The following is a 21,870-nucleotide window of genomic DNA, read 5'->3' on the forward strand; positions in this document are numbered from 1 at the left end:
ACCATTTTTAACGTGGCTAACGAACAGAAAGCACTGGCGACAAGGTCGGGCTTCCAGGAGGTAATTACACATGGCAGAGCGTTTGGTAGGTCGTCCTGCACCGGACTTCACATTGGAAACGGCGAACGGTGACGGCAAAGATTTCGGTAAAGTATCCTTGTCCGATTATAAGGGCAAATGGCTCGTATTGTACTTCTATCCATTGGACTTCACATTCGTGTGCCCAACGGAAATCACGGCTCTCTCCGAAGCTAGCGAGGTTTTCAAAGGCTTGAACACGGAATTGCTCGGCGTCAGCGTCGACAGTATCCACAGCCACCGCGCTTGGATCAATACGCCTAAGAACGACAACGGTCTCGGCCAATTGAACCATCCGCTCGGCGCGGACATCACGAAACAAGTCGCTCGCGATTACGGCGTTCTGATCGAAGAAGAAGGCGTTGCTCTGCGCGGCTTGTTCATCATCGATCCGGACGGCGAATTGAAATACCAAGTCGTTAACCATAACGACGTAGGTCGCAGCGTCGAAGAAACGCTTCGCGTGCTGCAAGCTCTGCAATCCGGCGGGTTGTGCCCGATGAACTGGAAAGCCGGAGACAAAAACCTCGTCGCGAAATAATAAGCAACGCAGGCCAGCAAGACAAGAAGGCTCCTCGGAACGAATGTTCCGGGGAGTTTTTTGGACTCTTACGATGGTCATGTGGCAGGAATTGTGTTTATGGGTAGAGAATATAGTGAGAAGAATAACACTGCCGACGTGAAGGAGGGGAAGGCGATGAGCTTTTGTTGCGGAGCCAGCATGATTGGAACGAAGGGTACGCTTAAGCATTACCGGACGCGGATTCACAACGTACCGATTTTATTCTGCCCGGTGTGCCATCGGATCGAAGTACATTACATGGTGGAGAACGAGTACGAGATATTGGCCGAATACGCGCATGGCGACGGAGCATCTGAAGTCGACTTCCACGACTACGTAGACGAGTCCGACAAAGCTCTTCACGAGAATTGCGTGAACAACGAAGAGGAGGACCCGGTACTCATCGTGCAGAACCAGATCGACATGTCGCTCGATCTGCTCACGTTCGCGAAGGAAATCCAAGATCAAGAGTGGGAACAACAGCTGAAGAAGCGTTTGATGGTATTAAGCCAAAGGCGTCATAAGTTAAAAATGAAACGAGCTCCGGGAAACGCGATCTAATCGCCTGACCGGGTAGGGCATAGGAATGCGCGAACAACCTAGGATTGCCTTAAGTAGAATTTTTTCTGCTTGGGGCAGTCTTTGTTTTTATTTGCGGGGACACCCCCCGAAAATCGAGACGGGAAACGAATAGTATAAATGTGGGGTGAGCGGGTGCTGCTCGTACTATTGAAGAAATGGCTGAACTCGCCTAATCGTCCTTCGCGTTCCCCGAACGAGGGGGATGAACCGGAGCGCCTAGTCGAGCGAATTCAGCAGGGAGACGAATCGTTGCGCAATGAGCTTATTCGTCGATATCATCCATACATAGTCAAGACAACCAGCCGATTTTATCGCCGCTACGTCGATCCGAAGCAGGATGACGCCTATAGCGTGGCGCTTGCCGCTTTTAACGAAGCGATAACCGGATTTTCGCCGGAGGGCGGCAGGTTGTTTTTGGGCTTCGCGGAAACGGTCATTCAACGGCGATTGATCGATTACGTCCGGCAGGAAAGCAAGCATTCGGCGGTCGTTCCTTATAGCGCGTTCGAGCAGGAAACGGAAGAAGGCGACGGACCGATTAATCGGGTGGAAACGGCGCAAGCCATGGAAGCCTACGATCGGGAACGGACGGCGGACGAACGAAAAGCGGAAATCCTGGCATTAACCGAAGAACTTGCGGAGTTCGGGATTACTTTCGGAGATTTGGCCGATCATTCGCCGCGCCATCAAGATTCCAGGGAAGCCTTGCTTCGGATAGGACGAAGGCTGGCGGAGGACGAGCGATTAATTCGTTTCGTTCGCGAGAAAAAGCAATTGCCGATCAAAGAGCTATGCGAGGCTGAAGCCATCTCGAGAAAAACCGCCGAACGCCATCGCAAATATTTAATCGCCGTCGGTTTAATCGCTTACGGGACTTATCCCTATTTACAAGAATATATCGGGTTGGATCGTGGCGGAAAGGGGGAAACATCATGAATCGCGGAACGGTAATGGCATTGGATAAGAAAACGGCCGTTTTGTTGACGCCGGACGGACAGTTCGTAAGGGCGAAGCGACAGGCCCAGTACGAGATCGGCACGGAAGTCGGGGATTATCTCTTGCACCGGGCAATTCCAAGAATTCGTCAGCGATTGTTGCAAACCGGCGCATTGGTATCGGTCGTCTTGCTCGTATTGTTCGGTTTCTTGATGTTCCGTACGCCGCCGGTCGTCGCATACGTGTCGATGGACATCAATCCGAGCATCGAGCTTGGACTGGACGCCAAGGAAAGAGTAAGAGAGCTTCGCGCGGTGAACGCGGACGCGGAGACGATCGTCTCCGGATTGAAATATAAAGGCAGGAATTTGGAAGCGGTCATGAACGATCTTGCGGCCAATTTGGTGGCCCAGCATTTCTTGGCTTCAGACGATCGGGATATCGTGATCGCCAGCGTAGCCGTAAGAGCGCCAGGGAAGCAATGGGAGCAAGACGTAACGACAAAGATGGCCGCAATCTTGAATGAGGCCGCCAAGGACGACACGCTTGCTAAGCTTGAAGTTACGTTGATCTCGGTACCCGAGAAAATAAGGAAGGAAGCGGAGACCAACGGCATCTCCTCAGGTAAAATGGCTTTCTGGATTGCCTCCCGCCGCGGGGGTCACGATGTATCTCTCGACGAGCTTAAGAAGGAATCGCTTAAAGACATTGCCCAATCTTGGGGCGGCGTTAAGCAAGTGATGAAGAAATACGAGATCAAGCCGGTTAACGGCAACGATAACGAAGATAAAAAGGATAAAAAGGATAAGAAAGATAAGAAAGATAAAAACGACGACAAAAAACAAGGCAACGAAGATAAGCGACCGGGTTTGGACACGCAAGGAGGCAAGCACGGAGGAGAAAACTCGAAAAAGAACGATGACATTAAGAACGAAGACAAAAAGAACGAAGACAAAAAGAGCGAAAATAAGAACGACGACAAAAAGAACGATGACAAAAAGAACGACGACAAAAAAAAAGACCGCAATAAGAACAAAGACAAGAAAAAAGACGGCGATCATAAAAACAAGCATGAGGTCAAACGGCATCAATCCGACAAAGACGGCCGAGAAGATCAACGGAAAGGCGGTCGCAACGGTAAGGATAATCAAGACAAATAGAAACGTTCGCCATAGCTCGACAACATCTCCCGTTGACAGTACTCCTAATAAATGGATATGATTTGATTGATTTCATCTTTGTCTTGCGAGAACGAGCTTTGGTGACGGGGGAATACTCGAATGGACGGGTGGAGAACGCGCTATTTTCCGATGCTTGCTGAGTTTGTTCAAAGCGGAAACCACAATGTTCGACCGGATACGGAATATTTGTTGCAGGAACTCCGCGGGTTACCGGCCGAAACGATACTTGAGCATCACGAAGAAAGCGTTAAACTGCTGCTTTCCTATGCGGAATCAGAGGATCGGATGACGTTCGTTCACCGGTCTCTTTTGTTTGTTACCGAGCTGTTATTTTCTTTGCGTCTGTCGGACCGTGCCGCGGCAGCGAAAGAACAAGCCGAAACGGAGCGGCTTCTGGCTAGCGCGAGCGCCATTCACTCCGCTTCGATGGAAGAAAATCGCCCCAATACGTTCGAGACGGTACTTCAGCATATGGACACGGGAGTCGCCTTGTTCGACGGAGCGGGTAATCTGCGGTTTCTGAACGTTCCGATGTCGAAGATGCTGCAGGCTCCGAGAAGATCGTTGATCGGGAGCTCCTTGTATCAATTGTTTTTCCATGCCAATCTTCAACTAACGATCCGAAGAAGTTTTTTGAGGATGTACAAGGAAATGGTGCGCTACCGAAAATTCCGTGGAGAATTTCAGGACGCGAACGGACGTTTCCTCTTAGTAAGCATATCGCAAATCGAAGAGCTGGACGGCGACTATCTGGTCAGCGTCAAAGATGTATCGGAATATAAGCAGATCGAACAAGCCGCCTTTCAGAATGACAAATTGGCCATGCTCGGTAAAATCGCCGCGGCTATCGCCCATGAGATTCGTAATCCCCTAACTTCGATCAGAGGCTTCATCCAGTTGTTGAATCCTTATTTGAAGGAAGTCGGAAAGCAGGAATACGGAAGGATCATCCTATCGGAGATCGACAGGGCGAACGATATCATTTACGAATTTCTGAACTCTTCCAAACCGTCGGCGCCGATGAAACAGCAAATATTGGTCGGTTTATTGTTAAAGGAAACGGTTCTCCTCTCTGACAGCGAAGCACTCATGAAGGGTGTCGAGATCCAGCATGAGATTTACGATCCGTTCCTCACCATTGCGGTGGACGTGAAGCAGATTAAGCAAGTTTTGTTGAATATGATCAAGAATGCGCTTGATGCAATCGTCGAGACGGACGATCAACGCAAAGGACGGATCGTGATTACCTCCCGCAAGGAAGGCAAGTACGCGCTCATCACGATTAGAGATAACGGAAAAGGAATGCAGAGGGCGACTCTTAACCGGCTGTTCGATCCTTTCTTCACGACCAAAGAAGCCGGGACGGGCTTAGGTCTATCGGTAAGTTATCGAATTATTCGCAATCACGGCGGAACGATACACGTCGATAGTCAATTGGACGAGGGAACGGAATTTCTTTTGTATTTGCCATATGTCGAAGGAAAAGAGTAGAATCTGGGGAGGACGAGATTTTCTCTTAGGGTGGGACATTAGGCATGTTATGGACGGATTGGCCTCTTCAATGGGGATTGACGGATAAAGTCACGAATGAAAAGGAACAGGCTGCCGACGTTATCATCGTGCTTGCGGATCATTCCGCGACGACTGACGATCGGCTTCTGCTGCATCCGGAGATCGATCGTAATTTGCGGGATCTGGCGAAAAGGAACGTTTTTCTAGGCAAGCCTGGAGAAACGGCGATCATCCCTACGCTTGGGCTTCTTCCGCAGAGATATGCGTTATTCTTGGGCACAGAGACCGGCCCGTACACGATGAAAGCGCTAAGGGATGCGCTAGGGAACGCGGGTACGGTTATGGTGGATTATCGAATGAAAAAGGCCGTCCTCTTGGTTCCGCAAGGCGTTACGCAAGCGATTCCCGGTCATGAACCGCAAGCGGCTGCGGCTGCGATCATGGAAGGCTTGCTGCTCGGCTTGTATCGGAGAAACAGTCGTTCGAATTCCGGTAGAGCCCAGTCCTTGCTGGAGCATATCGAGTTCGTATTGCCCCAAGGAACGCCCCGGCCCGAATGGGATGATGGCTTGCGCATGGGATATGGGTCGGCTAACGCCGTATGTTACGCGCGGGAACTGACGAATGAGCCGGCGAATTTGCTTACTCCGGCGAAGCTGGCGGACGAGGCGCGCTTGTTAGCGGAGCGTTATGGACTCGATTACCGGATTTACGACGAATCGGAAGCCGCCGCCGAAGGGATGGGCGGACTGCTCGCCGTCGGCAAGGGGAGCGTTAACGCTCCTCGGATGATCGTCATCCGCCATCGCGGCAATCCGGATTCCCAGGAAACATTGGGAATCGTCGGCAAAGGCGTAACCTTCGATACGGGCGGAATCTCCATCAAAGCCGCGTTAGGCATGGAGGAGATGATCTCCGACATGGGAGGAGCTGCGGCCATTATGGGCACGATGTGGGCTGTAGGCGAGAGGAAGCCGGCACTGAACATCGTCGCGGTCATTCCCGCAGCGGAGAATATGCCGTCGGGGAGTGCGTTCAAGCCCGGGGACGTGATTACGACGTACAGCGGCAAGACGGTGGAAGTGTTGAATACCGACGCCGAAGGAAGAATCGTGCTCGCGGACGGATTGACGACGGCGATCAAGGAAGGCGCGACGCGACTAATCGACGTTGCTACCCTAACCGGAGCCGTTATGCATGCGCTAGGGGACATAACGACGGGGGCGTTCTCGAATGAAGAAACGATGCTTCAGACGTTCCTTCAATCCGCTCGACGCGTAGGGGAATACGTATGGCCGTTACCCACGTACCCGGAATACAAACGATTGTTGAAAAGCGATGTCGCCGATCTGAAAAATCACGGAGGCACTTGGGCCGGAGCCATCGCCGGGGCGATGTTCATCGGCTCGTTCGCCGAAGAGGTGCCGTGGATTCATTTGGACATCGGCGGTACGGCCTGGATGTGGAGCGATCGAGGGTTCGAGACCAAGGGCGGTACCGGAGTTATGGTTCGAGCGCTTCTCGAATATATTAGCGATGCGGCGTCGGTGGATTAAAGGCAGGGGAACGGAACCGGTTCAACATGGGGGAACAAGCGATGGGCACATTGCTCAGAGGATTTAAGCAGTCATTAGCGATACGCCGGCAGGGGATGTCGGAAAACCGGAGAAGCTTGCGGATCTCTTTAATCGAAGGAATTCCGGCGAATATACTGGGGAACTTGCTTGGCGGTCCGCTGCAGACCGTTTATTTGACCTATTTAGGATTTACGGCTTTCCATATCGGGCTAGTGCTTGCCATTCCGCCGTTTGCGCTTCTCATCCAGATCATTATCGCCTTCGCCATGCAGTCTTGGCAGAACCGTCGTTTTTACGTGACTTTATTCGGCGTCGTTCATCGTACGTTATGGGTGGCAACGGGGCTGATCCCGCTCGCCTTTGCGAACGATGCTTGGATTCCGGTGTATATTGCCGTTTGGTTCGTGTCGATGATCTCGGGACAAGCGGGCGGGGTCATCTGGACGTCGTTAATGGCCGACGTCGTGCCGACGGCGATAAGGGGCAAATATTTCGGCATTCGCAATACGATCCATTGGGCTGTCGTCTGCCTGACTTTGTTCGCGGGCGGCCAGTTGATGGAATGGTTGCCGGGACCGAAAGGTTTTACCGTCCTATTCGCGATCAGCGCGGCGTGCGTCTTCTGGAACGGATGGGCGTTGTCGAGATATCCGAATCCTCCGTTCCAGCCCTCGGAAAGCGGAAGATCCATGAGGATGTTCGTCAGGCCTTTCGCGGATCGTCGCTTTCTTTCGGCTACATTGTTTATCTCTACTTTTATCCTGCTGCAAAATGTCGTTATCCCGCTTTTCTCTTACATCATGCTTGAGATCATGGATATGAGCACGAGCAAAGTGACGTTGATTATCATGCTGCAAAATATCGTAATGATGGTCAGCTATTATTATTGGGGCGTACTGAATAGCCGATACTCCACCAACACGTTGCTGCTCTGGACGTTCCCGCTAATCGCGGCTTCTTGCGCCGTATGGGCGGGCATGGCGATACTGCCTGCGATTCTTATTCTGATCGTCGTACATGCGCTTCTGGGATTCGGATTCGCGGGTTATAACCTGCTTGTCTTCAACTTCTTGATCGGAGATTCTCCGAAATCGGAAAGACCGATGTATGTTGCCGTGTTCTCGGCGCTCACGGGAATCGCGGGCTTCATCGGTCCGATCGCGGGAGGTTGGTTATTCGATAAAGTATCGAACGGACCCCAATGGGTACAGAGTTACGGAGTGACGACTTTCGCCGGAATGGCGCTTCTGGTCTTGTCGCTCGCGGTCGCCCCGTTCGTCTTCCGGACGCGACAACTTCAAGCTCAGTACGGAGCAAATAAGGGAGTGCCTTCCCATAAGTCTAATTAAAGATAAGCCGTCTCTTCAAGTAAGAACGCCGCCCATTGTTGGGCGGTTTTTTATTTGTTTGATAGGCCAAATTGGTCGGTTTGCTCATGAATGAATTGGATGGTCACAGAGACTTGAGAACAAGTTATGATCTTCAATGGCCCAATGCATATGAACTGGGACTTGTTTAGGGGGAGAGTGGTCAATATGTTTGATGTCATTTGTATGACGTTATTATTTGTCTTAATGTTCGGAGGAGTTGCAGTGGTAACCCTCGGGGGAGCATACATGATCAAGGACGGGGAGTAATACGGACACCCACGGGCATGATTCCTGTGGGTGTTTCCATGCATTTTCGACTAGCCGTTCAGTTCCCGGTAAGCTTCGCTGAATAGTGAAATTCCACGACCTATGTCTTCGGTTTTGGGTCTGGCGAAGGTGAATCGGACGAAATCCGAGTCCGACCCATAGACGCTGCCTGGAACAAACACGACGCCTCTCTTTATGGACTCTTCAAGCAGCTTGCTATCATTCATTTTCTTAAATAATTTACACCATAAGTGCAAGCCTCCATCGGGAACCTTGTAATGGATCTGACCAGGAAGCTCTTTCTCCAATGCTTCGATAAGCAAATCCCGTTTGAATCGCAACTCCATACGCAAACGATCGAGATGCGGTTCAAAGTAATGGGAACCGATAAACTGTCCTGCTACTTGTTGCGGAATGATGCTTAGACCGAAATCCATTTGCTGTCGTGCATCGGCTAATCTACTAACGATGGAGTTTGGCGCCACCATCCAGCCTATTCGCAAGCCGGACGCAGCGATTTTGGAAAAAGAGCCGATATAGAGGATCGATCCGATGTCATCCAACGCTTTAAGTGGTTTGGGAGGAAGCCCGTCATATGCGGTCAAACTGAAAGGGTCATCTTCAACGATCGGAAGTCCCAGTTCGCTGGTTACATCGCGCAGCTGTTGACGGCGCTCCTCGCAAAGCACTGTTCCCGTAGGATTGTGGAAATTCGGATTCAAAAACACCATCTTGATCCGATGTTTCTTGTACAACGAACGAACGTCATCAGGCTGAATGCCATGCTCGTCGACGGGAAGACGAAACAAACGTAGTCCAGCCGATTGAAACATGGGAAGGGAATAACAGTAGGAGGGATCTTCTACGGCTACAGCATCCCCGGGGGACAGCAGGCATTGAGTAATGAGATACAAGGATTGCTGGGAGCCGGATGTGATGAGAATGGACGATTCGGTGGTCCGTATGCCCCGATAACGCTGCAAATAATCAACCAATTCTTGTCTTAAAAGGGTGGATCCTTGAGGGTTATCGTAGCCCAAATAAGAGGTGTATTTATGTTCTTTCATCAATTGAGCGAGTTCAATTGTCGGCGCCAAATCCGCGGCGAGTTCTCCGCTCGCAAAATCGATTAAATCGGGTTGCTGAATCAACGCTTCCCTAATCCGTCTCATGAAAGGCGGGTTAGGGAGGAAGCTTCCACCTTCGGCAAAACGGCTCCAATTCGGCGTATGTTTGGGGGTCGCTTCCCATTTGCTCGTACTAACACGTGTTCCGCTTCCTGTACGGCTCTCGATAATTCCCAAGGATCGAAGCTCCGCGAAAGCCAACACAACCGTGCTTCGATTCACGCCCAGTTGTTCGGCGAGTTTCCTCTCGGAAGGCAGCAAGCTGCCAGGGGGAAACTCGCCATACGATATTCTTTGCTCTAGATGGTCGGCAATCTGCTCATAAAGTGCTTTCTTGCTGTTTCGATCGGGCTTCCACATATTCCAATCCCCTTGACTCGTCATACTAACCTGTCCATACGCATTTTATCATACCACTCGCATGACTTAAAAAAATCGGCGTTGACTTTCCTACGGGTAAATAATGAAATTGGCCGGTAAATATACGTGGGGAATTGGCTGGTGTAATGAATTGGACCGCTAAGTATAATAATTAAACGGAGTACGCCGAAGGAGGAAAACACTTGTATTGGCAATTGGCAGTCGTCGTTCTCGTCATAGGTGCGGGAGTCATCGCTACGTTTTTGATCGGACATTCGAAAAGCAATCGCGAGGAAAACAACGGGTACTTCGCACGCACCGGTATGAAGTTGGCTCGCCTTAGCGGGTTTTACGCCGTGTGCGTCATTCTCATGATTGTTCTTTTTCTATTGTTGTTGAATAGATAAAAAGGGGGGATCACTATACATGCTCCTTTTCCCCGTAGGGCGGCAGAGATGCCGCTTTTTTGATTTTGCGCCTCAAAGCTCGGTTGCAACATAGCTCTTAATTAACCCTTTGATTTGCTGCTTGCCTGCGGAGAGAAGGCTGTCGCTGAGTTTAGAATCACTAACGGATCGTGCCAGTACTAGCGTTCCAACCATCGTACTAAGCAGTGCGCTACCTGTGGCCGAGTCTACTTGTGCCGCATTGGAAATAAATTCGATCATGCGTTCAAGCTCGCGGGTGAACACCTGCCGGATCTCATCCGAGGAACGGGAAATTTCACTGGAAAGGGCAGGAAGGATACAGCCCATCTCGGTTTTGTCACGGTGATACGGGCTTAAATAGTAACCAATGATGGCATTGATTTGAGGTTCTTGTTTCTCCTGGTCAGCGGCTTTCTGCAGAAGCGCAATCGTATCGTTGATAGCATAACGGCAGGCTTCGCCGACAAGTTGTTCTTTGTTGTCAAAATGCGAGTAGAACCCTCCATGAGTCAGTCCGGCTCCTTTCATAATGAAAGGGACGCTTATGTCGCGAATTCCATTCGTACGAAAAGCTTGAGCGGCGCTTTCGATGATCTTGCCTCTAACTTTTTGTTTATGGCCTTCAGGATAAGGCATCGTAATCACTCCGATACGTATAATTCCGTTTTAAAATATTATAGTCATCATAATAAAGGGTGTCAATTTTCTTAAGGGCCATTGACCGGTTTAAAATATGATGATTATAATATATTACGATCATCATATTTAAAAACGGAGAGAAGGAGAGATCGAACAATGAAACTTAAAGTAGGTTTGTACATTGGAATTGCGGTCGTGGTTATTGCGGGAGGGGCGCTTCTTGCCGCTAAAGGCAAAGATGCGGTTAGTCAAGCGGAGAGCAGAAAACAAGGCGTGCTTGAGGCGGAGCAGAGGACGATCGTGTATGACCAAAGTCCGGGGACAATCGTCAAAATCAACGCTGCTCCAGGCGATCCCATCAAACAGGGAGAAGTTCTATTCAAGGTGAAGTCGGAAGAAGGAGCCGAAGTGGACGTGCCTTCTCCGGATGCTGGATGGATTAGCAGAATCATTGTAAAACCGGGAGATAAGCTCACGCAGGGAATGCCGGTTGCTGTTGTGCAGAAGAGTAACTATTATGCTGACCTTTATGTTCAAGAAGGGGAAATTCAGAAGCTTGAGGTCAATAAAAGCGTCAATGTTCATTTTCCGTATTTGAATCGTCCTGCCCAGGTTAAGGGCATAGTCGCTTCGATTTCGGCCGCTCCTCAATTTGCCAGCTTGCGCATGACGCGCGAGAGAGGGCAGGCTGATTTAAGCATGTTTCTTGTCAGAATATCCGTCGATTCAAACTCCGATCTTCTTCCGGGTATGACTGCGGAGGTGGACTTTGATGAAATCGCTGACTGAGGAGTGGAAGTACTTAGCTGGCAGCAAGTACCTTATTGCGATTTTTATCGGCCCGCTGATTGCGGCATTGTTTTTTGGGTTAATGTTCTCGAAAAACCAAATCAACAAATCGCCGATTGTCGTTATTGACGAGGACCACAGCGCTTACTCGCGACAACTGATTGCGAAATTTAACGCGTCCCAGTATATGAAGGTCACGAATGTAATCGCGAGCCGAATGGACCCCGACACCTTGCTTGCGAACGAGAAGGCTGTAGCGGTCATTATGCTTCCTAATCAACTGGAGTTGCGTAAGCTGCAAGGGAAGTCTTCGAATATCGGGATTCTTATGGATAACACGATGCCCTCAGGGCTAACGGGGATCCGAACCGCAATACAGGAGATCCTCGCAACGGAAAATACGACTCTTTCCATGACACGCCTGGGGCAAAGCGGAATGGATGCGGAAACTGCCAAAGGGCTTATCTCTCCGTTATCTCTCCAACAGCGAATGCTGTTTAATCCGACGACAAGTTATGTCGGTTTTATGGTTCTTGGATTCGTGAATATCATCGTGCTAATGATGACAACTAGCGCAGCCGGATCGATTGCGCCTCGTCTTCGCAAAGAAGGGAAGTTGCTTGCAAACGGCATGTCGCCTGTTCAGCTCTGGGTTCGCAGCGCACCGTATGCTGTTCTGAGTACATCTTCTTTACTCCTTAGTTATGGACTACTAAAGCAAGTAGGAAATATGCGGTTTGAAGCGGAGCCTTATCTTTTTATTATCCCATTGCTGGTTTATTCTTTTGCCTTGTCTCTTATGGGGATATTGATTGGGTATACGGCCAAAGATGCTTCCAAAGTGGGTTCAAGAACAAGCCTTGTCTTATATCCGTCGTTTCTAGCTACCGGGATTCAATTGACCCCGCTTGCGTTCCCGAAGTTTTTTCAGGTCACCGCATGGGCGTTGCCGATGAACTGGCTTAACCGATTAATCCGTGGAATGGCATTTCGGAATGGATCGCTGACAGCCTACAGTCTGGAGATCGGAGCGCTGCTAGTCATTATTGGCGTTGCATCCTTGTTAATCGGATTGTTGATGCTTCGAGAAGCGCGCAAAACGAGTTCTCCTTCGGTTAGCAGCTAATGAAGGATTAGTCTCCGCTAGAGAGGAACTAAATTGGAGGAGCTTGCCGCAAAGCAGCTCCTCATTAAACTTCAAGAAGCACTCGAAGCGCGTTAGCTCCTTCATGGTCGGGTTGCAAGACTAATACTCTTTTCGCATAGTCCAATCCGGCGTCCGAATTCCCGACCTCATAAGAACAAACAGCCAAGTTATAGAGAACATCCGCGCTCGCGCAAGACTCCGTCCGGCCCACGGAACGTTCGAAGAACTCCAACGCATCTTCGAATAAATCCATCTGATAGAGTACCATTCCGCACTCCAAAGCTAAATCAAGCTTCCCTCCCATGGAGTAGAAAGAGTTCCACATGATGCGAATTCCGCTGCGAAGATCGTCCATGTCGTCTTCGGTACTCGTCGGTAGCACAACAGAAATGCGCTTACGGCTTTGCAGGAACCACTCCGCGTCGTAGCGGCCCAATCGCCAGACCGCAAGGATTTGGCGTAGCTCCATGCGATCCAACTGTCCGTCAAACCATAGCTTCATGCTGAAAAAATCATCGGGTCCAAAACGATCCACGGATCTCCGATAGGCCAATCTCGTATTGGCGTAGCTCATCGGGTGTTGGAGCAAAAGAACGCAGCCTATATTCAAATCGTTATGATGATGTGAAGGGAAGAGCGTCTGAGCTCCTTTGAGCTCGAAAAAAGCTTGAATCGCATGATAATTGGCGGTTAACGAAAAGCTACCGTGATGTATGATCTTAGGCGGCTCGGAGAATTCCCACTTTTCTAATCGATGGTCTCCTTTATCGGCGGTGAGCAATAGAAATCCCTGTTGCGATAACGCGGCTAATCTTTCCAAACAACCTATCCCAATCGCTGGCAAGAGGATATGGGAATCCTCGAGCTTTTCTTTATATAGCTCAATAATATCGCGGTACGGGTACGATACCCGTTCGAATTCGTCAGACCGGACATAATCGTACTCGACAGTCGTTTGCCCTAATATTTCGGATGCGCTAAGCTTCGAAGATTGTTCCGGATAACGAAGGGTAACTTTGCATTCGTAAACTTTGCGTTCTTCCACGTAAATCAATTCTTGCGGGATACTATCGAAAAAATAATTTGCGATGACGAGTAAAGGCTGGCGTAAATCCCCTGCTTGAATACGGACGCCGGACCGCAACAAGCGCAGTTCCGTATCCTTAACGGCATCGAAATGAGCGAAATCCAGAATTCCCTGCTCAGTGTAGGGGAGAAGGCCAGGGTGACGTTCCCAGTAAGCAATATTATTAACGGCTAAATCGCTCATCACGTAACGAAAAGAAGGCAGAGGAATTCCGGCATATTCCTTGAGCTCGCACAGTTCCTTAAGAACTTGAAACGCCAGACGGCCCGATCCCGATCCAAGCTCAACGATCGTTACGGGCTCCGAGATCTGACCGGCTTGGGCTCTATCTTGAAGAAACCCGAAAATAATTTCTGCGTATGCAGCCGCAATAGTCGGATTGCTAGTGATGTATTGCGGGACTTCTTCGCTTTGCCAAGCCTTGATTCCCTGCTCTTCGTAATAAGAACGTTGCAGCTCCCACAAGGGAGATTCACTGAAACGGTAAGACCGGTTATTACTTTGCGCCATCTAATAAAACCCGCTTTTCTTGAAGTTTAGGACCTTTTAGGATCAATATTTTTTAATGTTAACATTTTTCCCGAATAAATACCTTGCTTTTCGGTGAGGTTTGCTATAGTATAGGAACTCCGGTCGACGTAATTGATCGCCGTGCTCAGTTATACTTTCGCGGGGTGGAGCAGCCCGGTAGCTCGTCGGGCTCATAACCCGAAGGCCGCAGGTTCAAATCCTGCCCCCGCAACCAACTTACAATCAAATTTCGTTGTATAAATGAAATAAACACCTTCATTCCATTATTCGTGGATTGAAGGTGTTTTTGCAATTCCCGGCATGTCTGCCAAGCCTTGCAGCATCTATGGAATACATCCCTTGACATCGTCAACTGTAACGGATAATATTACAGTAAGAGTTAAATGTAATAGGTTCTGTTACAGTTAATTTCCGCAGAAGTTCAATTTCCCGGACAGGTGGTGTCGTAAATGAAATTCGAGGTAAGCGATTGGGTACAGGCGAAAACAAGGAACGGGGAGTTCGTGCATGGCTTTATCGAGTCATTGGACGAAGCGCAGCAGCTTGCTCAGTTGTTCGTCGTGCGTTCGGATAACGAGCAATCGGTGGGACAGCCGGCAACGGCGCTCGTCCATTGGCTCAGGAAACTTCCTCCGATCTCATTGGAGGAACCGGAGGCGATCCGAAGCCTAATCGATATCGCCCTTGCGACGCGAGACGAACAATGGTTCGCCGAATTGAGCGAACGGTTGTCTTCCGTTGAAACGCCAGGGAAGTCGGCGAATCCGATTCAAGAGCTCTCTAACCCGACCTATTCGAACCGGCTAAGACATAAAGTATAACTTGTTACGTATCGTAAGCTCATCCCGCGGCAGGGATGGGCTTTTTTGCTTCGTTTAGGGGCTAAGCTCAACTTGTCTGACAGGTAAAGATATTTTCAAATCGGTCATTTTCATTCCTTATCCGCAAGACCGTTTTTCTGTACCATAACAGTTAGATCAAATCTATCTGACGGGGTGTATGGGATGGACAACACGACAATTAAGCAGGTGGAGCCGGCTCGGGGCGCTCGGAAAGAGAATCTGGCGGGTTATATATTCGTGGGCCCGCTATTCATCGGACTCACGGTGCTAACGATCATACCGACTCTCCTATCGCTTGTCCTTAGCTTTACGGACTGGAGCTTCATTGCAGGCTTCGACAAAATCAAATTCGTCGGCTTCAAGAATTACTCAATGCTGTTCGACGACAACGTCTTTCGCATTTCCATGAAGAATAATCTTATTTTGCTGCTCGTCGTTCCGATTCAATTGGTGCTTTCGCTTATTATCGCGGTCGTCATCGATCGCTTCGTTTTTTTTAAGAGCTTTTTCAAGGTGATCTTTTTCCTGCCTTACATCTCCAGCATCGTCGCCGTGGCGATCGTGTTCCAGCTATTGTTCCATCCGTCCTACGGTCCGATTAACCAGTTCCTGCTGGCGATCGGCGTGAAGAATCCGCCCTTGTGGCTCGCGGATATTCATTACGCCCTGCCTTCGGTCATGATCATTCTGGTGTGGATCGGAATCGGTTTTTGCTTGATCGTTTACTTGGCGGCGTTGCAATCGATTCCGAGGGATTTGTACGAATCCGCGGACATCGACGGTGCCGGTTCTTGGACGAGGTTCATGAAGATCACGTTTCCGCTCGTCTCGCCGACGACTTTCTTCTTGCTCGTGACCGGTCTCATCAGCACGTTCAAATCGTTCGACATCATTAAAGTGCTCACGGAAGGGAAACCCGCTTATTCGACTTCCGTCATTACTTATTACTTGTACACGACAGCGTTCGAGAACTTGAAGACGGGATACGCATCGGCGATCGCCTGGTTCCTGTTCGGATGCGTGCTTCTCATTACTCTCGTGCAGTTGAACGTCCAAAAACGCTGGGTGAACTACTAAAGCAAAAGACTAGAATCGAGGTGGCATATGGATAAACAAAATAAAATCGGCAAATGGATCGCGACGATCCTGCTTGCCTTCGTCGGCATCGCCTTCATCTTGCCGTTCGTGTGGATGATTTCGGCATCGTTCAAGCCCGAGATCGACGTATTCAAATATCCGATCGACTGGATACCGAAGCATTGGAACGCTTATGAGAACTATAAGGACGTTTGGTCCGGAGAGCATCCATTCGCGCTGTATTATTGGAACACGATCAAAGTAACGGTTCTTACGACGCTTTTATCGCTCCTCGTCTCCAGCATGGCCGCTTACGGCTTCTCGCATCTGGAATTCCGCGGCAAAAACTTTTTGTTCGTCATCGTACTCATGACGTTCATGGTTCCCAGCGCATCGATCCTCGTGCCGCAGTTTTTGATTTTCAAATGGCTGCACTTGTTCGACAGTCACACGGGCTTGATTATCATTGGCTCGTTCAGTGCGCTCGGTACTTTCATGCTTCGACAGTTTTTCATGGGTATCCATAAAGATTATCTGGACGCGGGAAGAATGGACGGCGCCGGACACCCCCGCTTGTTCATGGGAATCGCGCTTCCTCTAGTAAGACCAGCGCTTGCAACCTATGGTATACTGCGGTTTATCTGGACTTGGAACGACTACGCGAATCCGCTCATCTTCCTGCGCAGCGACAAGCTCGCGACGGTTCAGATCGGCATCCAGAAGTTCGCGACGGAGAGCGGCGCTTTCTACTCCCTGATCATGGCGGGAACGGTATCCGCGATCATTCCGCTAATCGTGATCTTCATCGTCGGCCAGAAGCAAGTTATCGAAGGCGTCGCGCTCGGCGGGGTAAAAGGGTAAAAATATTTTCGAATAAGTAAAAATAGGCGCTCTGGCGGCTAAACCAAAAATGATAATTTTAGATTGTAAATAAAAGTGCTTTCAACATATAGGGAGGGTTTACGGTATGAAAAGAAAATGGTTATCGATCGTCTCAACCGCAGTAATCGCAACAAGCGTATTGTCCGCCTGCGGCAACAACAATAACGGAGGCAACAATGCTTCCAATTCTCCAAGCCCTTCGGAGAGCGCTTCCCAGAGCGCAAGTCCTTCGGCTAACAAAGAGCCGGTTACGATCAAGTTCCTAGGCTGGGAGAAAGCTTCTGTGTACCAACCCGCGATCGACGCGTTCGAGCAGAAATACCCGGAAATCCACGTCGATTACACGCCGCTCGTGGAGAACGATTCCAATGAATCGATCAAAAAAATCGATCTCATGTACGCTTCCGGAGACACATTCGACGTCTTCACGCTTAACTCGGCGCCCGCGTTCGCGCAACGCGCTTCCAACGGCATGCTGGAACCGGTAGATGATTACCTTGCTAAAGAAGGCGTGAAATACGAGGACGAGTATAAAGCGGAGCAACAGAAGTACGAAGGCAAAAGATACTCCTTGCCGGGCAAATTCGGCCCTTGGTTCATCTTGCTCAACAAAGCGAAGCTCGATGAAGCGGGTCTTGCGGTTCCGACTAGCTGGACATGGGACGAATTCCGCGACTACGCGAAGAAGCTGACGAAGGGCGATGGCCCGACCAAGACTTATGGCGCCCATTTCCACGAGTGGAAAGACTACTTCTTGCTGAACTTGTACAGTTCTTCTCAAGATCAAGGCATCATGAAGGACGACGGATTGAACCTGAACGCCGACAACCCTCTCATGAAGAGCTCTTTGGAACTTCGTTATGCGATGGAGAAGACGGATAAGTCCGCGACTCCTTACCAAGACGTCATCACGCAGAAGATCCCTTACCGCGACCAATATTTCCAACAACGCGGAGTTATGCTGCCGACCGGTCCTTGGATGGTTTCCGAAGCGGGCGGCACGGACAAAATCCCTGCGACGTTCGTCTCGGCGTTCGCTCCATGGCCGACGAACAACAAAGGCGACGAAATCTATTCTTACGGCGGAGCGGATCCGCTCGTCATTTCCTCGAAGTCGAAGCACAAGGAAGAATCGTATAAGTTCCTGCGGTACTTGTCCACGGAAGGCATGTCGTTAACGAAGCAATTGTCCGCATGGAAGAAAGCAGACTTGGCTTCGGAAGTCGATCAGATCGTTTCGGCTACCAAATCTCCGGACATGATCGACAAAGCGTCGCTCATCAATACGCTTAGCGTTACGAAATTGCCGGTTCCTCCGATTACCGTATCTTATGCGGGCGATTTGGAGAAAGCTTATATCGCGGAAGCGGATAAATATATGCTTGGAGTATCCGATATCGATTCGACGATCGCGAGCATCAAGACGAATCTCCAGAAAATTATTGATGCAAATAAGTAACAACAATTTTATAATGACGAGGAGGATGCCTGTACGGCATCCCCTTTTTTCATTGCCGCTGCGGATTGGGGGTTACGGGAATGCGATTTCCTGTATTTAGTTGGAGACAGAAGCTTATGATCACCTCGCTCTTATGCCTCGTGCTTCCGACCGTCCTCACGCTGGTGCTGACGGGACTCTACACCAAGAACGAGTTGAAGAACAAGGCGGTCGCCAAGTCTGAGCAATCGCTGGAAGTAGCGGAGCTCTACGAATCCAACCTTATGAAGGATATGATCAACGCCTTCAACTCCATTCAATACGACAGCGAGATGATCACGGATTTACGAGTGGCATGGACCAAGTACAAGAAGGACAATACCGGAACGGTGGACTTTTTCTCCTTTAAGCAAATCGCGGAGAAGCTGGAGCGCATCACGTTTTTCGGCGGGCAGACGTATGTAACGATCTTGCTTCCGAACGGACTATATTTTACTAACTATTCGACTTACAAGAACGATTTAGCTTCTATGTATGAAGAACCCTGGCTTAAGAAATTGTCGAAGGAGCCGACCAATACGACTTCTTGGCTAGGTACGCAACGCAACTACGTCAAAGCGGATGCCGAGAAGACCCCGAATTTGGTGACGATCGTGCGCACGTTTCAGCTGTACAATCATAGCCCCAACGCCTATATCATTATGAGCAAGCCCGAGATGCAATTCAGTCAGATTTTTTCCAAATACGCCGCCGACCAAGTGATGATGCTTCTGGATGAGGACGGTAAAATCATTTCGCACACGAACGCCGACCAGATCGGCCTGACGTTCAAGGAGTCAAGCACGGGCAATGTCGTGATGTGGAACGGTCTAGAGTACTTATCGGTCAGCCATCCTTTGCCTTTCGCCGGATGGAGCATGCGGAGTTTGACGCCTTATCATTCCGTTACGAGCAAGATAGGCAACGTGTTTAATTACGTGTTTATATTGCAGATCGTGTTCTTCATGATTTTCGCGATCGTGCTTCTCTACTTCCTGAATCAATGGACCAAACCGATTATGAGGGTGGCGCGGACGGCTTCCAAGGTGGAAAAAGGGTTTCTGGAAGAACGTTCCAACGTGCAAGGGCGAGACGAGATCGGACACCTGGGCTCGGCTTTCGACAAGATGCTCGATCGGTTCGAGGAGATGATCCGTCAGATCGAGTGGGAGCAGAACCGGAAGCGCATGGCCGAACTCGAATTGCTGCAAGCCCAGATCAATCCTCATTTTCTATTCAATACGCTTAACTCTATCCGAATGAGGGCGATTCTGAAGGGCGAACACGAAATCGGAGGCATTATCGGCTCTTTGTCGACATTGCTGAGGATGACCATTAACCGGAACAATGAATTCGTACCGCTTCACGAGGAAGTCGGCACGGTTGAACATTATATGCAGCTCATGAATTTCAGGCACCACGAAGGAGTCACGCTCACGGTTAATCTTGCATCCGATTCCCTGCTCGAATCGATTCCCAGGTTCACGCTTCAACCCCTGATCGAGAACGCTTACATTCATGGTCTGAAACAGAAACAGGGAGAAATCTCGATCTCGGCATGGAAAAATGCTTTTTTCCTGCTTATCGAGATTAAAGATACCGGAGTCGGGATATCAGAGGAGAAGCTAAAGGAAATCAAGAGCGGAACTCCGATGTCCGGAATCGGGTTGAAAAACGTGAGCGAGCGGCTGCAAATCATATACGGCGAGATGTTCGCCATGGAGCTGGATAGTACGCCGGGCTCCGGACTATCGATTTTATTGAAAATCCCGCTGAATGCTAGAGAGGGGAATGGGGATGCACCAAGCCATTCTGGTGGATGACGACGTAGCGGTGCTTGAATTTTTGAAGCAATTGGTCCCATGGGGAGAGATGGGCTTCGAATTGGCGGGCGCGTTCACGAACGCGTACGACGCGCTTGGACATTGCAAAGAAGCGGTGCCGGATCTCATCGTCACCGACATCGGCATGCCCGGAATGGACGGTTTGGCGTTCATTCGGGAGCTACAGGCGAAGGCGACGAAATCTCGGTTCGTCATTTTATCTTGCCACGATGAATTTCTGTACGCCCAACAAGCGGTTCAGCTCGGAGTACAGGATTACGTGCTAAAAGAAACGTTGACGCTGGAAAGCATGCAGGAGCTCATCGGCAAGGCCAAAAGAGGTATCGACGACGAGCGACGATTGAAGCTTCAGGTCGATCGCTTGCACGATCAGGCCCATAAGAGCCAATCCGCGAGAAAAGAAAAGTGGCTAAGGGATTTGCTTTCGTATCCGGTGTCCGAAGATGGCAAGCTTTTCGAGCAGCTTCAGGAATTCGGCTTAAACGCCAAGCAGGGTCACTTCATTCCCGTATGCTGCCGGATTCATCGTTATCACGATGCGATCATTCGCTACAATAACGAAGAGATGGTCAAGTTCATCGCGGAGAACGCGGCGGAGGAGCTGCTTCGGGAAGAACAGAATTTAATGTTCGTCGGCTATTCCTCCCAAACCTTTTTTCTCCTATGCGCATGCCGCAAGGAGCTGGTCGTGAACCCTTTCGAGAAAGTGGTGCGCATCTCTAACGTCATCCAGCAGGCTTTCTCCAAATATTTGAAGATCGAGCTGTCCGTGCTCGTCGGCGAGATGGTGTCCGGCGGTTCGGAGCTGAAGAGGCAAACCGCGGCTTTGCTTGAAACGGACGAATTGTTCTATTCCCATAAACCGGTCGTTCTGAAATACTCCGAAATCCAACAACGCCAGGCATCGGCGACGGAACAGGACTTGTTCCAGCATTATTCCGATGTCGCGGAACGATTGAACCGATTGCTCATCGAGAACAACGGAGGATCGGAGTCGGAGTCCGTCGTGGACTCGTTCTTCTCTCTTGTCAGAAGCGGCAAATTCCCGCCTTCCGATGTGAAGCAATTCGTCTGGAAGCTGGCGCTCGACATGAGGCTGAAGCTCAAGTTCAGTCGCTACTTCGACAAGGAAAAGGCCCAGCACGACCTTGGACGGATGCTGAACGTAAGCGAGGTCAGAGACTGGTTGTTGCTCTTCATGAAGGAAGCCGTCGCCGAAGCCGAGCAAATCTCCAAGAAAAGCAAGAAGACGGAAATCGTCGATGCCCAGCGTTACGTACAACTGCAATTGCACAGAAAAATTACGCTTGAGGAAGTCGCCGATCATCTTCACCTCAATCCGAGTTATTTTAGCCGTCTGTTCAAGAAAGAGAGCGGAGAAAACTTCATCGAATACGTGACCCGCCTCAAGATGGAGAAAGCGAAAGAGCTGCTCGGGGAATCGGGACATACCGTCGAGAAAATCGCTCTGCAGCTTGGCTACGATAACAAGAGCTACTTCGTAAAATTGTTCAAGCAACACTATGGGACGGCTCCGGGGCGTTTCGTTTAATCCGGGGAAAGCGATAGTTACTT

Annotated in this window: 19 protein-coding genes and 1 tRNA gene; 17 read left to right on the forward strand and 3 right to left on the reverse strand. The window is 49.9% G+C overall.

Annotated elements, in window-relative coordinates; translation table 11 throughout:
- Window positions 1-70 precede the first annotated feature (70 nt).
- The 7 genes from D7Z26_RS10975 to D7Z26_RS11005 all read left to right on the forward strand — a co-directional run bounded on the left by D7Z26_RS10975 (window position 71) and on the right by D7Z26_RS11005 (window position 7,777).
- The gene (locus D7Z26_RS10975; protein ID WP_120976807.1) at window positions 71-619 is read left to right on the forward strand and encodes a peroxiredoxin; all 549 of its coding nucleotides are present in this window, start codon (window positions 71-73) and stop codon (window positions 617-619) included.
- A 156-nt stretch (window positions 620-775) separates the two neighbouring features.
- Window positions 776-1,201 carry a hypothetical protein gene (locus D7Z26_RS10980; protein ID WP_120976809.1) on the forward strand — a complete coding sequence of 142 codons (426 nt, stop codon included), beginning with the start codon at window positions 776-778 and terminating at the stop codon, window positions 1,199-1,201.
- Between the two features lie 153 nt (window positions 1,202-1,354).
- The gene (sigI, locus tag D7Z26_RS10985; RefSeq protein ID WP_120976811.1) at window positions 1,355-2,158 is read left to right on the forward strand and encodes an RNA polymerase sigma-I factor; all 804 of its coding nucleotides are present in this window, start codon (window positions 1,355-1,357) and stop codon (window positions 2,156-2,158) included.
- Entirely contained in the window at window positions 2,155-3,318 is a 1,164-nt protein-coding gene (locus D7Z26_RS10990) for an anti-sigma factor domain-containing protein (RefSeq protein WP_120976813.1), read from the forward strand. Before sigI ends, D7Z26_RS10990 begins: the two co-directional genes overlap by 4 nt.
- A gap of 120 nt (window positions 3,319-3,438) precedes the next feature.
- Window positions 3,439-4,830, forward strand: a complete 1,392-nt coding sequence (locus D7Z26_RS10995) for an ATP-binding protein (RefSeq protein ID WP_120976815.1) — start codon at window positions 3,439-3,441, stop codon at window positions 4,828-4,830.
- A gap of 44 nt (window positions 4,831-4,874) precedes the next feature.
- Window positions 4,875-6,407 (forward strand): leucyl aminopeptidase, encoded by a 1,533-nt coding sequence (locus D7Z26_RS11000; protein WP_120976818.1) that lies wholly within the window; start codon window positions 4,875-4,877, stop codon window positions 6,405-6,407.
- A 41-nt stretch (window positions 6,408-6,448) separates the two neighbouring features.
- Window positions 6,449-7,777: an MFS transporter gene (locus D7Z26_RS11005; RefSeq protein ID WP_120976820.1), complete on the forward strand. Its 1,329-nt coding sequence runs from the start codon at window positions 6,449-6,451 to the stop codon at window positions 7,775-7,777.
- A 338-nt stretch (window positions 7,778-8,115) separates the two neighbouring features.
- Here D7Z26_RS11005 and pdxR read toward each other — a convergent pair whose 3' ends face one another.
- On the reverse strand, window positions 8,116-9,552 hold the full coding sequence (pdxR, locus tag D7Z26_RS11010) for a MocR-like pyridoxine biosynthesis transcription factor PdxR (RefSeq protein ID WP_120976822.1): 1,437 nt from the start codon (window positions 9,550-9,552) through the stop codon (window positions 8,116-8,118).
- A 203-nt stretch (window positions 9,553-9,755) separates the two neighbouring features.
- Here pdxR and D7Z26_RS11015 point away from each other — a divergent pair, with 203 nt between their 5' ends.
- On the forward strand, window positions 9,756-9,959 hold the full coding sequence (locus tag D7Z26_RS11015) for a hypothetical protein (RefSeq protein ID WP_120976823.1): 204 nt from the start codon (window positions 9,756-9,758) through the stop codon (window positions 9,957-9,959).
- Between the two features lie 72 nt (window positions 9,960-10,031).
- On the opposite strand, the gene D7Z26_RS11020 is transcribed toward D7Z26_RS11015, so the two are convergent.
- Window positions 10,032-10,616 (reverse strand): TetR/AcrR family transcriptional regulator, encoded by a 585-nt coding sequence (locus tag D7Z26_RS11020; RefSeq protein WP_120976825.1) that lies wholly within the window; start codon window positions 10,614-10,616, stop codon window positions 10,032-10,034.
- A 159-nt stretch (window positions 10,617-10,775) separates the two neighbouring features.
- Between D7Z26_RS11020 and D7Z26_RS11025 the strand changes: the two genes are divergently transcribed.
- Window positions 10,776-11,408 (forward strand): HlyD family efflux transporter periplasmic adaptor subunit, encoded by a 633-nt coding sequence (locus tag D7Z26_RS11025; RefSeq protein WP_120976827.1) that lies wholly within the window; start codon window positions 10,776-10,778, stop codon window positions 11,406-11,408.
- Window positions 11,392-12,534, forward strand: coding sequence for an ABC transporter permease (locus D7Z26_RS11030; RefSeq protein ID WP_120976829.1), 1,143 nt, complete (start codon window positions 11,392-11,394; stop codon window positions 12,532-12,534). The genes D7Z26_RS11025 and D7Z26_RS11030 overlap by 17 nt, the downstream gene beginning before the upstream one ends.
- Window positions 12,535-12,598: 64 nt before the next feature.
- On the opposite strand, the gene D7Z26_RS11035 is transcribed toward D7Z26_RS11030, so the two are convergent.
- Window positions 12,599-14,152 carry a tetratricopeptide repeat protein gene (locus D7Z26_RS11035; RefSeq protein ID WP_120976831.1) on the reverse strand — a complete coding sequence of 518 codons (1,554 nt, stop codon included), beginning with the start codon at window positions 14,150-14,152 and terminating at the stop codon, window positions 12,599-12,601.
- Window positions 14,153-14,310: 158 nt separating this feature from the next.
- Here D7Z26_RS11035 and D7Z26_RS11040 point away from each other — a divergent pair.
- The 7 genes from D7Z26_RS11040 to D7Z26_RS11070 all read left to right on the forward strand — a co-directional run bounded on the left by D7Z26_RS11040 (window position 14,311) and on the right by D7Z26_RS11070 (window position 21,847).
- A tRNA-Met gene (locus D7Z26_RS11040) sits at window positions 14,311-14,387 on the forward strand.
- A 235-nt stretch (window positions 14,388-14,622) separates the two neighbouring features.
- Window positions 14,623-14,994, forward strand: coding sequence for an IDEAL domain-containing protein (locus D7Z26_RS11045; protein WP_120976833.1), 372 nt, complete (start codon window positions 14,623-14,625; stop codon window positions 14,992-14,994).
- A gap of 183 nt (window positions 14,995-15,177) precedes the next feature.
- Complete coding sequence (locus tag D7Z26_RS11050) at window positions 15,178-16,092, forward strand: carbohydrate ABC transporter permease (protein ID WP_120976835.1); 915 nt, start codon at window positions 15,178-15,180, stop codon at window positions 16,090-16,092.
- Window positions 16,093-16,119: 27 nt separating this feature from the next.
- Window positions 16,120-16,953 carry a carbohydrate ABC transporter permease gene (locus tag D7Z26_RS11055; protein ID WP_120976837.1) on the forward strand — a complete coding sequence of 278 codons (834 nt, stop codon included), beginning with the start codon at window positions 16,120-16,122 and terminating at the stop codon, window positions 16,951-16,953.
- A gap of 106 nt (window positions 16,954-17,059) precedes the next feature.
- Window positions 17,060-18,433: an ABC transporter substrate-binding protein gene (locus D7Z26_RS11060; protein ID WP_120976839.1), complete on the forward strand. Its 1,374-nt coding sequence runs from the start codon at window positions 17,060-17,062 to the stop codon at window positions 18,431-18,433.
- A 116-nt stretch (window positions 18,434-18,549) separates the two neighbouring features.
- Window positions 18,550-20,274, forward strand: coding sequence for a cache domain-containing sensor histidine kinase (locus D7Z26_RS11065; protein ID WP_158602264.1), 1,725 nt, complete (start codon window positions 18,550-18,552; stop codon window positions 20,272-20,274).
- Window positions 20,249-21,847 (forward strand): helix-turn-helix domain-containing protein, encoded by a 1,599-nt coding sequence (locus D7Z26_RS11070; RefSeq protein ID WP_158602265.1) that lies wholly within the window; start codon window positions 20,249-20,251, stop codon window positions 21,845-21,847. Before D7Z26_RS11065 ends, D7Z26_RS11070 begins: the two co-directional genes overlap by 26 nt.
- The last annotated feature ends 23 nt before the right edge of the window (window positions 21,848-21,870 follow it).

The sequence above is a fragment of the Cohnella endophytica genome (assembly GCF_003628305.1).
Taxonomy (GTDB): Bacteria; Bacillota; Bacilli; order Paenibacillales; family Paenibacillaceae; genus Cohnella; species Cohnella endophytica.

What these genes read in the sequence shown, in the direction of transcription:
- D7Z26_RS10995 (WP_120976815.1), top strand. Translation starts at nt 3,439, where the DNA reads ATGGACGGGTGGAGAACGCGCTATTTTCCGATGCTTGCTGAGTTTGTT.
- D7Z26_RS10980 (WP_120976809.1), top strand. Translation starts at nt 776, where the DNA reads ATGAGCTTTTGTTGCGGAGCCAGCATGATTGGAACGAAGGGTACGCTT.
- D7Z26_RS10990 (WP_120976813.1), top strand. Translation starts at nt 2,155, where the DNA reads ATGAATCGCGGAACGGTAATGGCATTGGATAAGAAAACGGCCGTTTTG.
- D7Z26_RS11000 (WP_120976818.1), top strand. Translation starts at nt 4,875, where the DNA reads ATGTTATGGACGGATTGGCCTCTTCAATGGGGATTGACGGATAAAGTC.
- D7Z26_RS11035 (WP_120976831.1), bottom strand. Translation starts at nt 14,152, where the DNA reads ATGGCGCAAAGTAATAACCGGTCTTACCGTTTCAGTGAATCTCCCTTG.
- D7Z26_RS11055 (WP_120976837.1), top strand. Translation starts at nt 16,120, where the DNA reads ATGGATAAACAAAATAAAATCGGCAAATGGATCGCGACGATCCTGCTT.
- D7Z26_RS11045 (WP_120976833.1), top strand. Translation starts at nt 14,623, where the DNA reads ATGAAATTCGAGGTAAGCGATTGGGTACAGGCGAAAACAAGGAACGGG.
- D7Z26_RS11030 (WP_120976829.1), top strand. Translation starts at nt 11,392, where the DNA reads ATGAAATCGCTGACTGAGGAGTGGAAGTACTTAGCTGGCAGCAAGTAC.
- D7Z26_RS11020 (WP_120976825.1), bottom strand. Translation starts at nt 10,616, where the DNA reads ATGCCTTATCCTGAAGGCCATAAACAAAAAGTTAGAGGCAAGATCATC.
- D7Z26_RS11070 (WP_158602265.1), top strand. Translation starts at nt 20,249, where the DNA reads ATGCACCAAGCCATTCTGGTGGATGACGACGTAGCGGTGCTTGAATTT.
- D7Z26_RS11025 (WP_120976827.1), top strand. Translation starts at nt 10,776, where the DNA reads ATGAAACTTAAAGTAGGTTTGTACATTGGAATTGCGGTCGTGGTTATT.
- D7Z26_RS11060 (WP_120976839.1), top strand. Translation starts at nt 17,060, where the DNA reads ATGAAAAGAAAATGGTTATCGATCGTCTCAACCGCAGTAATCGCAACA.
- D7Z26_RS11005 (WP_120976820.1), top strand. Translation starts at nt 6,449, where the DNA reads ATGGGCACATTGCTCAGAGGATTTAAGCAGTCATTAGCGATACGCCGG.
- pdxR (WP_120976822.1), bottom strand. Translation starts at nt 9,552, where the DNA reads ATGTGGAAGCCCGATCGAAACAGCAAGAAAGCACTTTATGAGCAGATT.
- D7Z26_RS10975 (WP_120976807.1), top strand. Translation starts at nt 71, where the DNA reads ATGGCAGAGCGTTTGGTAGGTCGTCCTGCACCGGACTTCACATTGGAA.
- D7Z26_RS11065 (WP_158602264.1), top strand. Translation starts at nt 18,550, where the DNA reads ATGATCACCTCGCTCTTATGCCTCGTGCTTCCGACCGTCCTCACGCTG.
- D7Z26_RS11050 (WP_120976835.1), top strand. Translation starts at nt 15,178, where the DNA reads ATGGACAACACGACAATTAAGCAGGTGGAGCCGGCTCGGGGCGCTCGG.